Annotated in this window: 14 protein-coding genes; 8 read left to right on the top strand and 6 right to left on the bottom strand. The window is 55.4% G+C overall.

Translation table 11 applies throughout. The features are described from left to right. Positions 1 to 78: 78 nt before the first annotated feature. Positions 79 to 1,197: an NAD(P)/FAD-dependent oxidoreductase gene (locus tag ACZA91_RS10275; protein WP_463182245.1), complete on the bottom strand. Its 1,119-nt coding sequence runs from the start codon at positions 1,195 to 1,197 to the stop codon at positions 79 to 81. Between the two features lie 193 nt (positions 1,198 to 1,390). Here ACZA91_RS10275 and ACZA91_RS10270 point away from each other — a divergent pair, with 193 nt between their 5' ends. Then, positions 1,391 to 1,804 carry a XisH family protein gene (locus ACZA91_RS10270; RefSeq protein ID WP_190533235.1) on the top strand — a complete coding sequence of 138 codons (414 nt, stop codon included), beginning with the start codon at positions 1,391 to 1,393 and terminating at the stop codon, positions 1,802 to 1,804. Further along, entirely contained in the window at positions 1,792 to 2,127 is a 336-nt protein-coding gene (locus tag ACZA91_RS10265; RefSeq protein ID WP_463182243.1) for an element excision factor XisI family protein, read from the top strand. Before ACZA91_RS10270 ends, ACZA91_RS10265 begins: the two co-directional genes overlap by 13 nt. A 96-nt stretch (positions 2,128 to 2,223) precedes the next feature. On the opposite strand, the gene psbQ is transcribed toward ACZA91_RS10265, so the two are convergent. The 5 genes from psbQ to ACZA91_RS10240 all read right to left on the bottom strand — a co-directional run bounded on the left by psbQ (position 2,224) and on the right by ACZA91_RS10240 (position 5,849). Continuing rightward, the gene (gene psbQ, locus ACZA91_RS10260; RefSeq protein ID WP_463182242.1) at positions 2,224 to 2,664 is read right to left on the bottom strand and encodes a photosystem II protein PsbQ; all 441 of its coding nucleotides are present in this window, start codon (positions 2,662 to 2,664) and stop codon (positions 2,224 to 2,226) included. Between the two features lie 109 nt (positions 2,665 to 2,773). Beyond that, positions 2,774 to 3,628 carry an alpha/beta fold hydrolase gene (locus tag ACZA91_RS10255; protein ID WP_463182240.1) on the bottom strand — a complete coding sequence of 285 codons (855 nt, stop codon included), beginning with the start codon at positions 3,626 to 3,628 and terminating at the stop codon, positions 2,774 to 2,776. A gap of 126 nt (positions 3,629 to 3,754) precedes the next feature. Next, positions 3,755 to 4,420 carry a type I restriction endonuclease subunit R gene (locus tag ACZA91_RS10250; protein WP_190526690.1) on the bottom strand — a complete coding sequence of 222 codons (666 nt, stop codon included), beginning with the start codon at positions 4,418 to 4,420 and terminating at the stop codon, positions 3,755 to 3,757. A 163-nt stretch (positions 4,421 to 4,583) separates the two neighbouring features. Continuing rightward, entirely contained in the window at positions 4,584 to 5,252 is a 669-nt protein-coding gene (locus tag ACZA91_RS10245; protein ID WP_190526692.1) for a peptidase associated/transthyretin-like domain-containing protein, read from the bottom strand. Between the two features lie 198 nt (positions 5,253 to 5,450). Continuing rightward, entirely contained in the window at positions 5,451 to 5,849 is a 399-nt protein-coding gene (locus tag ACZA91_RS10240; protein WP_463182239.1) for a peptidoglycan-binding domain-containing protein, read from the bottom strand. On the opposite strand from ACZA91_RS10240, the gene ACZA91_RS10235 reads away from it, so the two are divergent. The 6 genes from ACZA91_RS10235 (at position 5,734) to ACZA91_RS10210 (ending at position 12,817) form a co-directional block, all read left to right on the top strand. Continuing rightward, positions 5,734 to 6,228: a GUN4 domain-containing protein gene (locus ACZA91_RS10235; protein ID WP_463182237.1), complete on the top strand. Its 495-nt coding sequence runs from the start codon at positions 5,734 to 5,736 to the stop codon at positions 6,226 to 6,228. The genes ACZA91_RS10240 and ACZA91_RS10235 overlap by 116 nt on opposite strands. Positions 6,229 to 6,384: 156 nt before the next feature. Beyond that, positions 6,385 to 7,746 (top strand): Mur ligase family protein, encoded by a 1,362-nt coding sequence (locus ACZA91_RS10230; RefSeq protein WP_190526698.1) that lies wholly within the window; start codon positions 6,385 to 6,387, stop codon positions 7,744 to 7,746. Between the two features lie 142 nt (positions 7,747 to 7,888). Then, positions 7,889 to 9,493, top strand: coding sequence for a tetratricopeptide repeat protein (locus ACZA91_RS10225; RefSeq protein WP_463182235.1), 1,605 nt, complete (start codon positions 7,889 to 7,891; stop codon positions 9,491 to 9,493). Between the two features lie 60 nt (positions 9,494 to 9,553). Next, entirely contained in the window at positions 9,554 to 11,212 is a 1,659-nt protein-coding gene (locus ACZA91_RS10220; protein ID WP_463182233.1) for a tetratricopeptide repeat protein, read from the top strand. 43 nt (positions 11,213 to 11,255) lie between these two features. Then, positions 11,256 to 12,062 (top strand): type 1 glutamine amidotransferase, encoded by an 807-nt coding sequence (locus tag ACZA91_RS10215; RefSeq protein WP_190533336.1) that lies wholly within the window; start codon positions 11,256 to 11,258, stop codon positions 12,060 to 12,062. A gap of 554 nt (positions 12,063 to 12,616) precedes the next feature. Continuing rightward, on the top strand, positions 12,617 to 12,817 hold the full coding sequence (locus ACZA91_RS10210; protein ID WP_099531870.1) for a hypothetical protein: 201 nt from the start codon (positions 12,617 to 12,619) through the stop codon (positions 12,815 to 12,817). Positions 12,818 to 12,886: the final 69 nt, after the last annotated feature.

Genomic DNA, 12,886 nt, shown 5'->3' with positions numbered 1-12,886 from the left:
GTGTAGGGAATTGGGACGGCCCTAGGCTAGCGCGATCGCCCCGTGATCTGAAATTTCGGATTTCCCTACCCGTCCGGTTTAGGGGCTGGTTTGGGCGATCGCCTCGCGGATCAATTGGGCCGTCGCCGGAGCCAGCAACACGCCGTTGCGATAGTGGCCGGTCGCCAGCCAACTGTTGGCGTTCAGCGGCTCAATCACCGGAGCCGATCGCTCCACCGGGCGCGGCCGCAACCCCGACCAGGTTTCGACTATTTCCGCCTGGGCGAGGGCGGGAACTAGGTCGATCGCCCCTTGCCACACCGCCCCCCACTCGGCCCCATCGGCGATCGGCGGCTCGGCCCCGGCGGGAAACTCCACCGTCGCCCCCACCCAATAGTCCCCGCCACCGAGGGGCACGATATGGATGTCGTTACCGGTCAGCACCGGCTCCGGGCGATCGCTCAGGGGGCGCGGCAATCGCAACCGCTGGGCTTGACCCAACACCGGCTGCAACTTCAGGGGCTTGGCCGCATTGGGGGCGATCGCCCGGGCCAAGGCCGCCGACCCCAGCCCAGCCGCCACCACCAGCCGATCGCAGGCCAGCTCTCCCGCCGTGGTGGTCAGGCTAATGACCCGATCGCCCGCCGTCTGCACACCCGTGATCTGGGCCGGGGCGATCGTTGCCCCCCGTTTCGCCGCCGCCTCCCGCAAAGCCACCGTCAAGGCCAGCGGCTGCACCTGCCAATCCTGGGGCGAAAAGATCCCAAAGGCGACCCCATCCATGGCGGCTAAATTCACCGCCGGAAAGCGATCGAGCACCGCTGAAGCTGACAGCAATTCCAGCTCAAATCCCTGGGATTTTCGCAACGCTGCCAAGGCTTCCCATCCGGGGCGATCGGCTTCCGTAAACACCAGCTTCAGAATGCCGTTTGAATTGTGGGGAATGGGGCGATCGAGCAGGGTTTCCAGCTCTTGAATCAGTTTCGGATAGCGTTGAATACTGTCGCGACGTAAATTCCAGGCTCGCCCTTTGGTTTTTTTACTAATAATCCCCATCAAAACGCCGAGGGCGGCTCCCGTGGATGTGGGGCGATCGGGAGGCAACGGCGACGCGATCGCCTGGGGATCAATCAGCGTGATTTGCCAGTCCGGCTGCCCGCTCAGTTCGTAAGCAATCATCGCCCCCACCACACCCCCACCCGCGATCGCAATCCTCATCCGCGACATCCTCAACTGCCCCAAAAACTGGTTATCATCACAATATCGATTAAGTTCTCCTTGGAAAGAGACTCGTGAGCATCGCTAAAAGCTCATTCTCAAAATCGTATTGTATCAACAACAACTACTTTTCAGAAATCACTTCTTGGCAAAATTGATCGCTATCTACATTTTAAAGAATAAAGATTCATAAATGGCTAAGGATATTTATCATAACACCGTGCGAGTCGCTCTCGAAAAAGATGGTTGGGTGATTACAGATGATCCACTGGTTTTGCAAATTGGTAAACGATCAACTTACATTGACCTAGGTGCTGAAAAGCTGTTAACTGCTGACAAGGCAGGAAAACAAATCGCAGTTGAAATCAAGAGCTTTTTAAGTCGATCACCAGTGAAAGATCTAGAAGCCGCCTTAGGTCAATATGTTTTATATCAAGGAATTATGAAATTTAAGTCTATTCAACGATCACTATATTTAGCAGTTCGCGACGATATTTACTGGAGTTTATTTTCTGAGCCTATTGGTCAAATCTTTCTTGAAAATCGTCAGCTTAGCCTAATTGTCTTTGACCCAGTAACGGAGGAAATCGTCAAATGGATACATTGATTAAGTTGGATCAAGCTATTGAATCAGTTTTGCAGCAAGCTGCTGATACTCTTTCTGGCCATGAGAACGGGAATTCTCAAATTATCATTGATGCAGATCGCAAGAATTTTGTGCTCATTATGTTGGGTTGGGAAGGACACCGACGAATCCATGATTGTCTAGTTCATATTCAAGTAATAGATGACAAAATCTGGATTCAATATGATGGTACTGAAGACAGCATCACTGAAAACTTAGAAGCAGCCGGAATTCCGAAAAATCAAATTGTTTTAGCATTTTATCCTGAGCATGTTCGCGTACACACGGGTTATGCGATCGCTTGATTTGCAAGATTTTGAGATTTAGAGAACATAAAAATCGCCCTTCGATCTAATCGGTGCGATCGAAGGGCTGACTGAGGAATCGTTTACGAAAACGAACTATTGCGGTACAACGGTCAGGAATTGATCGAAAGCTTTGACAGCCGCCAAATATTCATTGCCAGCGCGTTTGTAGTCAAACTGACCCGCAAATTCATCCATTGCCACCAGGTGTTTAAACAGATCCTTGGCGGCGGCTTCGGCGGTGGCGCGATCGCTGCCCTTCAGGCGGCGGCTGACCCGGCTCAACCGTTCGCGCAACTCGCCCAGAGGGCCATGGATAAAGGTTTGGATTTCACGCCAGCGCTTGCCTGCGATGTAGCTTTCCAGTTCCGGCAGCCGATCGCGCATGTCTTGCACGCCGGGCACGAAAATTTCAATTTGCGATTTTTGGGTGCTGGAGTAGGTTTCTGCTTGGGCAACGGGGGCAAAACCCAAGCTGGTAAGGGCGATCGCCGCCGCCATCACCAGGGCCAACAGGGCTGAACGGAGTCGAATCATGGGGTTCTCGTTAAAAAAAGTGCGGGAAAAATCGAATGATGAACAGGCTTGTGGCCCGTTCGTTGGATCATTGAATTGTAACGATATGTATCGACATCCCACCCGCCTGTCAAGTCGCCATTCGCCGGAGAAAGGGAATCAACGCCTCTGACACCTTTTCCGGCCAGTCCTCTTGGGCGTAGTGACCCGTTTCGCTCATCTCCACAAACTCGCAGTCGGCAATGGTTTTAGCGGCAGCCTTGGCGGCTTCCACCGGCAACCAAGGATCGCTCGTGCCCCAGGCCACCAAGGTCGGTTTTTCCCAGCGGGTCAGGCCTTCAGTAATTTCCTGCGCGGTCTGTTTCAGCCGCAGGTTTTGCAACACCGCCAGCAGCGCCCGCCCCGCCCCGGAACTGGTCAGGAACGGCCGGCGATACACATCCAAATCCGCATCATCCACTTGGTAGGGGCCGCCACCTTCTAACAGGCGATCGACCAGCAGCGGATCTTGGGTCATCATGTCGCCCACCAGCGGAATCGCCATTTGGGAAATTTTCCAGGGCAGCTTGGCCTCAGGAAAAATCGGCCCGTTGATAATCGCCAGCCGCTCGATGCGATCGGGATTCCGCAAGGCGTACTGAATCCCCAGGGAGCCAAAAAATCCCTGGGCCACGATCGAGACGCGATCGAGATTCATCGCATCCAAAAACTGCTCCAGCAACCCAATCAGCGCATCGGGCGTGTAGGCAAAATCCAGCCGCTCGGGGCGATCGGACGCACCAAAGCCGGGAAAGTCCGGGGCGATCGCCCGGAAGCCCTGTTCCGCCAGGGCGGGCAACACCTTCCGCCAGCTATAGCCAAAGGCCACCAACCCATGGAGCAACAACACAGGCGGGCGATCGTTGGGCGACTCGGGCACAACCTCGCGATAGACCCAGGTGTAGTCACCGGCTTTCACCGTTTGTTCTGGAATGCGTTTTGCCATCACGTCCTCATACAGCAAGTTGGGTTCCGTCTATCAAACACCAAACCTGTCTGGATCAGACCCCGATCGCCTGATTTTGCCCCCTCAGCGCCATGGCAACACGACTTGATCGCCCGTCAGTTCAGGTTAGGCAAGTGTTGGAGGCGTCGCGGCTGAGGACTCGGTAATAGTATTTGCTAATTGTCGCAAAATGCTGAGGACAAAATAGAGAGAATTGGGACGCGATCGCAGGGCAAATTCATCGGATAGTCCATAGAAAATCTGCTCATTTTGTTGCTGGACTTTCAAAAACAGAAAATGGCTACCATTGGTGACAAATCCATACAGCGGCAAGTTATTTTGGACGGCTCCAGCCATATAAGCCAAGGTTTGCGGAATTGCCACGCTGACATCATAGGTGGTGTCTTTGGACTCGATAATGGCGCGCCAAAATCGTTGGTGAATCACTAAAAAGTCAATGCGTCCGCGCAACGTTACGCCTTCCACTTGGGACTCAACTGTAACCGGTACTTCAGACCGCATCCGAAAGGGGGGATCGTAGAATCCTGCCAGCTCGAGCAGTGGAGAAATCACCAGGAGATTCACAACCCCTTCATCCACTTTGCCCGATCGCCAATGGTACAGAAAGCGATCGCGCAGTTGGTCAAGGCTGGTGCGATCAGAGTCAGCGATCGTATCTAGGTTTGGGAATGACTCCGCAAAGAATTCGTCATCTCCATTTGGAATTAAGCCCAAATGGGTTTCGATATCCTCCAGGCTAGCAATCAATTCCCGAATGGCAGTAGGTGACATGGCTGGCAATAGGAATGAGAATACAAAGAGTGTTCATTGAATCAATGAAACATCTGTATCTACAGATGTTTCATTCCTTAGGCTCAATTGCTCGCCACTTTGCAGATTAAGAGGTCTGCATGTGCCTGCAAGGGCTATGCAAACAAAATTTATACTTGATTTATCAAACAGGAGACAAAAGTGGGCTGTATATATAGCCTTCCAGTTCGTCGCATAACCTCCACATATTGCCACTCCAGAGCTGCTGTCCTTGTACTTCTTCAACTCTGCAGGTAACTAGAGTTTTTGCAGAAACTCTTTTGATCTCAGCACTTTCTTTTTCTGGTTTAGCTCGAACAGATACAAAGCCATCTCCAACGTCTCTAGTCATATATTGTGCAGTGGCATATGTTGCTGGATTTGTGCTTGAATCTGGAGCTGGCGTAGTTTGTAGAGATGTTTGCTTATCGAGAGGAATTGGGATTGTTAGGGTTTCAGACTCTGGCTTAAGGTCAACTCTCTTTCGATACTCTTGATATCCAATAGGTTTGATAATCAATATAGATCTCAACTTTTCTGGACAGTCAAAATATACATATCCTTCTGAATCAGTAATTTTGGGTGTATTCACCTTCCCTAATTCCTCTAAGATCACTGTGGCATTTGGCACTGAATTACGGGTGACTTCATCGACAACTTTGATACCGCAGTCAGTTGATTTTTCTGTTTTGTTGCTGGATTGCCAATGTCCGACGAGAATTGTGGCAAAAGCAGCAATAATTGCAGCACCAATTCCACTGAGGGCCATCCATTTGGATCCTTGATCTTGATTTTGGCTATTCTTGTTTTTCATGGGAGATACTTTTCCTTGAGAGTTAATAGGATGAAATTGTTTTCATCTTTATAACTTTCTATCATAAACCTTTTCTGTGTTGCTTTTAGTGACTATTGCCTTGACTGTAGAAGTGCGCCTGAATACAAAGAAGGCTGGGTTCAGAGATCGCCAAACCCAGCCTCATGTCATTTGCAAATTGCGACTAACGCAGCATTGTTAGGGTTTGCCGCGCGTACCGGATAGGCCCACGCCCCGTAACATGCGAGTCATTTCCTGGGAAACCGTGCCCGTGTGGGGCAGACCGTTCGCTGCTTGGTAGCGCAAAACGGCATTGCGCGTCAGGGGGCCGTAGTAACCCGTGTTGGTACGTGAGTTGAAATAGCCCAGCGTGCGCAGTTTGGCCTGGAGCGTCGCCACGCGGGCGCTGGTTTCGCCCATGCCGATCGAGCCGCTGAGGATACCGTAGCGACCGGAGTTGACGCGGTAGGAACGGCTGGGGATGCTGTTGCTGCCAAAGAGGGCCGATCGCGTTTTGGGGCCCACCACACCATCAGCGGTCAGGCCGCGCGATCGATTTGGGTTTTCAATCCAAGCCCAATTATGGAATGCTTGCACAGCAGAAACCTGTAAGCCTTTCAATTATTCCCGCCAGGATTTATGTCGCTGCTTTGGGGATGCTGTGGGCTGGCAAGTTGAAACCTATGATGGGTGGCATGTGCCGGACTACGACTTTAAGCGGCGAACTAAGATTCCCTACGATCTCAGCGCCCCGATCGGTCACTTGCCCAGTACCTTTGCCCTCGGTGGGGGTGAGTCTCAATCCGAGTACGATCGCCCCGACACCGAATCAACAATGGGGTTTTATGGGGTTGGTCGCTACTACTACACCTGGAGCCAAGACTCGTTCTTTGGTCACGATTTCCTAAAAGACTGTTTGAAAAGTATCTTGCAGCCCTGGTCAGACCCCAATAGTCTTGGGGGGCAAGAGGCTTAAGACCTTTGTTTGCATTGATCGTTTGTTTGCATTGATCGTTGGGGCAAGTGGTGTCTCAATTGTGGCTTTTCAAACATCGTCTCAGGTTCACAGTCTCCCGCGCGGGGGCCCAGCCGCCGGGTGGTAGGATAGCGGGGGTTTTGCGGACAGGGGTTCATGGCGGGCGCAATCGACAATTTGCGACTAGCAGCGGCAGTAATGGCCGCCCGGGCGATCGCCCTAGCCGTGCGGTTGCTGCGGCGCGGGGCCGGGAGTGTGTTGCCCGGCAGCATTGCCCGCAAGATTCAGCCCAATGCCTTGGCTCTGTTGGCAGCTCAAGTGAAACAGGGCGCGATTTTAGTGGCCGGAACCAACGGCAAAACCACCACGGCCCTGCTGCTGCGAAGCATTTTAGAAAACCAGGGCTATCGGGTGACCCACAACGCCACAGGGGCCAACCTGGAAAATGGTCTGACGGCGGCTTTGCTGGCGGATGCGAATTGGCTGGGGCGGCTCGATCGGGACTTTGCGATCTTGGAAGTGGATGAAAATGTCCTGCCCAAGGTGCTACCGCAAATTCGGCCGCGGATCTTGTTGGCGATGAATTTGTTTCGTGACCAGCTCGATCGCTACGGCGAGGTGGACACGATTGCTCGCCGCTGGGAACGGGCGATCGCCCCGCTCTCCCACACGATCGCCGTGTTGAGCGCCGATGACCCCACCCTCTGCCACTTTGGACAACAACTGGAAGCCCAGTGGGAAGATCTAGCCCGAGTTCGCTACTTTGGCCTCAGTGAACCGGAGCGCTTTTTACCGGAAATTCCCCACGCCGTTGATTCCATCTATTGCCCCAACTGTGGTCACTCTTTGACCTATGAGGGCGTTTATCTATCCCATCTGGGCGATTATCACTGCCCCAGTTGCGGTTTTGAGCGATCGCGCCCGTTGCTGAATAGCCGTGACTGGCCGCAATTATTGGTGGGCATCTATAACCAATACAACGCCATGGCCGCCGCCACTACCGCCCAAGCCCTGGGCATTGGGGAAGCACCCATTCAAGCGGCCATTCGCAATTTCCAAGCGGCTTTTGGCCGGGCAGAATCCCTGACGGTGCAGGGAAAATCGGTGCAAATTTTGCTCTCCAAAAACCCGGTGGGAACCAACGAAACCCTGCGAACGGTGGTGGAACTGACGCGCGATCGCCCCTTTTCGCCCACGGTGTTGCTGGTGCTGAACGATCGCACACCGGACGGAACCGATGTGTCTTGGATTTGGGACGCGGACACGGAAGGGCTGGTGGCGACGGGGGCCACGCTGGTGGTCAGTGGCGATCGAGCCTATGACATGGCCCTGCGGTTGGCCTACAGCGATCCCGATCGCCCCGCCGGGCCCGCCACCCTGTCGGTGGAAACCAACCTCAAGGCAGCGATTCAAAACGCCCTCGATCGACTGCCCGACGGCGAAACCCTCTACGTTCTGCCCACCTATTCCGCCATGCTGGAAGTTCGGGAAATTCTCACGGGTCGCGGCATTCTTTAGGTCTTGAGAAAGTCTTTAGGGACTACTTCATGGCTTAGGAATTTTCGCTTTAAGACAAATCGCGCCACAGACTGCGCCATCCATATTGGGTCACAGATATTGCGCCACAGATTGGGAGACCACAGATCAGGAGACCACAGCGGTGAAAGGCAGCGTCCAAGATCAGGCGATCGCCCTGGCCCAACAAGCGAACCAAGCCCTGGCGGCAGCAGACTGGTCGATCGCCCTGGCAGGCTATCGGGCGGCCCTGCGGTTGGATCCAGCAATTCCCGGTGTTTATATCAACCTGGCGGCAGCCCTGAAGGGATTGGGCAAGATGGCCGCCGCTCGCCAGGCCTGCGCCCAAGCACTGCGTCTGGATCCGCACAGCGCCATCGGGGTGCACAATTGGTTAGCCTTGTTGGATTGGGCCGATCGAACCCAGGCGATTCAAGCCTGCCACCATCTTTTGGATCAAATTCCTGAGTCCGCAGCCCTCTACGTAGCCGCTGCCCATCGGTTAAACAATCAAGATCAGTTTCCCGAGTTGATGGATTGGGTGCGATCGCGCCCCCTGCCTGATACTTGGCGCAATTTACCCTCCTTCGATCGCGCGGCGATCGGCTATTGGCAAGGACTCAAACATTACTTTGATGGGGATTTGGCCACGGCAGAAATTTGGTTGCAACAGGCGATCGCTGATGAGGTAACCTACCAACCGCCCCACATTCAACTCAGCCTGATCCTGGCGGAACAGCGCCGCCTGACGGAAGCCTTAGCCGTTTTGGATGCCGCCTGTGCTCGCTGGCCGGATCATGGCACGTTGCGCCACAACCGGGCCCTCTGTTTGCTCACCCTGGGGCGCTGGGCGGAGGGGTTTTTGGAAAATGAGTGGCAGTGGCGATCGGGACAAATGACCAAGCAGGACTTGCCCGGTCAGGAATGGGACGGAACCCCAATTCCCGATCGCACGATTCTGATTTGGGCTGACCAAGGTTTTGGGGACTCACTGCAATGGGCCCGCTACCTTCAGTGGGTTGCCGATCGCTGCCAAACGGTGATTCTGCTGTGCCCGAAAGCGCTGGTGCGGGTGATGCGATCGGCTCCAGGGGCGGGATATGTCACCGATGGTGTTTGCGAAACCCTCCATTTCAACACCCATTTACCCCTGTCCAGTCTGCCCCGCTTGACCCAAACCACGGTCGATCGCGTTCCGGCTCCGATTCCTTACCTGTTTCCCACTGCCACCGAGGCGATCGCGCCGCTCCCACTGCCGAAACCGGTGTCGAAACCGGATCAACGCCGGGTCGGGATTGTTTGGGCCAGTGGGTTTCGATCGGGCGATCGCCTAGAAGCCGTCCACCGCCAAAAATCCAGCAGTCTCCCGGAGTTAGCGGCGGCCCTCAATTTGCCCGGTGTGCAGCTCTACAGCTTGCAGATCGATCGCTCCGATGCGGATGTGGCCCACCTGGCTCAATTTGGAATCATTGACCTGGCTCCGCAGATCAAGGACTTTGCCGACACGGCCGCCTATTTGGCCCAGCTCGACCTGCTGATCACGGTGGACACGGCCATCTGTCATTTGGCCGGAGCGATGGGCAAACCGGTTTGGACGTTGCTCTGTTTTGCGGCCGATTGGCGCTGGCTGCTCGATCGCCCCGATACACCTTGGTATCCCACCATGCGGCTCTTTCGGCAGACCGAGCCTGGTGACTGGTCGGAACCCTTACAGCAGGTGCGATCGGCTCTGCTGGCCGGACAGTTCTAACGCTTGGAGACTCTGAATTTCGGAGACTCCGAATCTGGGAAGCTCTCACTCTTGGCAACCATGCAATCCTCGCACAGCCATCTTTTGGCCCATTCTCCCGAAGCGATCGCCCAGCTTCAGGCCGGCTTGGCGGCCCAAGGGACTGAGCAATGGTCAACCGCCCGTCATCACTACCGGCAAGGCATTCAGCAGGATCCCCATTGGGCGGGTCTGTACGTGAACCTTTGCGCCACCTATCGAGCCACCCAAGCTACTCAACCAGCAGAACGAGCCCTGGACTTGGCTTTGCGCCTGGATCCACAACTGGGAATCGCCCATTACTACGCCGGACTGCTGGCGCTCGATCGGGGCGATCGGGAAACGGCCCTGCGATCATTGCAAACGGCCCTTGCCCAGGATCCGGAACTCCCTGAAACCTATCTCACCTTTGGACAAGTTTGGATCAATCAAGCAGGCTTAAGCTCTTGGCTAACTTGGTTACGCCAAAACCCGCCTCCTACGGCTATTCAACGGCTGGCCCCTAAACAGCGGGCAATCATCGCTTTTTGGCAGGGCATGGCTTGGGATGACAACGATTCAGGGATTTCAGAACCAACCAAAGCAGAGCAGTCCCTACGCTATGCCATTACCTGTGATCCCGAACTGGGTAATGCGGCTGCCCGGTTAGGAAAACTCCTAGCGAACCAAAATCGATTTGAAGAAGCCCTTCACATCACAGAACAATCCTTGAAATACCAACCGGAAGATCCGCACCTGCGACTCAACCATGCCCTTTGCTTACTCTCCCTAGGGCGATGGCATGAGGGTTGGCAGGCCTACGAATGGCGGCGGTACTCGGATCAAAATCCTTGGGTGCAAGCGGCGGGCCCCGAGTGGGATGGGCAGCCCTTAAAGGGCACGTTGCTGGTGCTGACGGAACAGGGCCTGGGGGATACGCTGCAATTTAGCCGCTATCTGGCTTGGGCCCGGCAACGGTGCGATCGGGTGGTGCTTTGGTGTCCCCAATCGCTGGTGCGGCTCATGGAAACGGTGGCCGGGGTTGATCAGGTCTTCGCGGGTGACGATTGCCACATTCCTTACCGTGCCCAGGTGTCGCTGTTGAGCTTGCCTCGGTTGGCGAGAACCACCGTTGAGCAAATTCCCGCCCCGATTCCTTACCTGCGGCCGATCGCCCCGCTGGCGAATCAGCGCCCGCTACCGCGCCAAACCTCCCAAGCCTTGGCGGTGGGGATTGTGTGGCAAAGCGGCCCGCACATGAAAGACGCGGCCCGCAAGTGTATGGCACTGGATCCTTTGGCGATCGCCCTGCAATGTCCCGGTGTCCAGCTCTACAGCTTCCAGGTCGATCGCTCCGAGGCCGAAGCCGAGCGCCTGGCGGCCCAGGGAATTGTTGACCTCGCGCCCCAAATCAAGGATTTTGCCGACACGGCGGCCGATCTGGCGCAAATCGATTTGCTCGTCACGGTTGATACGGCCATTTGCCACCTGGCCGGAGCCATGGGTAAACCGGTTTGGACGCTGCTGCCCTATGCGGCCGATTGGCGCTGGTTACGCGATCGCCCCGATACGCCCTGGTATCCCACCATGCGTCTGTTTCGGCAGTCGCGGCCCGGCAGTTGGGCGGAACCCCTCAATCGGGTGCGATCGGCGCTGGAGGGTTGGGTGCGATCGGGCGCTGAACCCTCTCGATCGAACCCAGCATCTCGCCAATCGCGATAGACTGGCTCCGATTCTTCCGCAACCTTGCCCAGGTTTTCTGCCCGTGAGTCTTTCCGCCTTGCCCACCCTCTCTGAACCCCTGGTGATTGGCTGGCTCTATCCCAAGCTAATGAGCACCTATGGCGATCGGGGGAATGTGACCTGTTTGCAGCGGCGCTGTGAATGGCGCGGCATCCCGGTGCGAATTCAAGCGCTCGATCGAGACACAGACCCCAGCCAGTTCACCCAGGTGGACTTGATCGTGGGCGGCGGCGCACAGGATCGCCAGCAGGAAATCGTGATGCGAGATCTGCAAGGGGCCAAGGCCGCAGCCCTGAAAGGGGCGATCGAGGCCGGCGTGCCCGGCGTGTTCACCTGTGGCGCACCGCAGTTGCTCGGCCATTACTACGAACCGGGTTTAGGCCAACGTATTCAGGGGCTGGGCGTGTTGGATTTGGTGACTGTGCATCCGGGCCCCGACGCGCCCCGCTGCATCGGCAATCTGGTGCTGGAGGTGACCGCCGAACGGCTGGCGCGGGAGTTGCGGCTGATGTTGGGAGATGTGCCTTACCTGATCGGTTTTGAAAACCACGGGGGCCGCACCAAGCTGGGATCAGTGGAGCCGCTGGCCCGGGTGGTGCGCGGCTTGGGCAATAACGGCGAAGACCAAACCGAAGGCGCATTTCACTGCAATGCGATCGCCACCTATTCCCATGGGCCCCTGTTGCCGAAAAATCCCTTTTTGGCTGATTGGATGATCCAAACGGCGATCGCCCGACGCACGGGGGAATCCTGCGCATTGAACCGCCTGGACGATTCTCTGGCCGATCGGGCGCGATCGGTCATGCTCCAGCGCCTCAGTGTGGGGTAGGGGTAAATCGTCGCAAATTCCCCGCGTTAAACCGTCTCTTTCGCAAGGCTCCATTTCAGGATTGAAAACCCCAACCGCCAATCGACAGGGGTTGATCAACCGCAATCATCCACTTTTTCAATCAATCGGTTCAAAAATGCTGGGAAATGGGCTGAAGCGACGGATGGCCGGCTCATGGGGCCATCGTCAGCTTCCGGATTTAAAGATGGGGAGTGATGGCCAGCACTGTCTTCCTTGCAATCTTGCGTTACAAGTAAGAGAGTCAGGGGGCAATGACCTGGTGGATCACTGGTAAATCACTGGTAAATCATGGGTCGGTGGCAAGGTTCATGGTTGACAGATTTCGTGACCCATCACGGTCACAATGACCTCAGGCAGGGGAAGATGTCAACTTCGCTAGTCTCTGATATCGCGATCGCCCACCTTCAACCTGGCGTGATTGCAATTGCCCCCTCAATTGAGCCTTAGCGCCGCCCTTCGGGTGGGTTTAGCTCTCTCAAAATTGCTCAATGGCAGTGGATTTGCTGCATTGCTTCACTCGTTAGGAGGTTTTCATGGCCCCTTCACTCGCGTCTTCGACTGCTTCCTTACCCGATCGCGCCGCCGTTTGGGAAAGCTTGGTGCAAGCGATCGCCTCTAGCTCCGGTTTTGAACGCTGGCTGGAACAACAACCCAGCACGCCCAATCAACCCACGGTCACGGATTTGCTGGTGCGTCGCTATCTGCGTGAGACCTTGGAAACCCTTGCTTACTAGGTCTAGCTCAGGTTTTTTCCAGGTTTCTTTCCCAGGATTCAACGTTTCCAGAATTGAACGTTTCCAGAA

This window comes from Limnothrix sp. CMB-01 (assembly GCF_055193175.1).
Note: the sequence above shows the minus strand (reverse complement) of the source record. Positions and strands in the feature narration are given on the sequence as shown.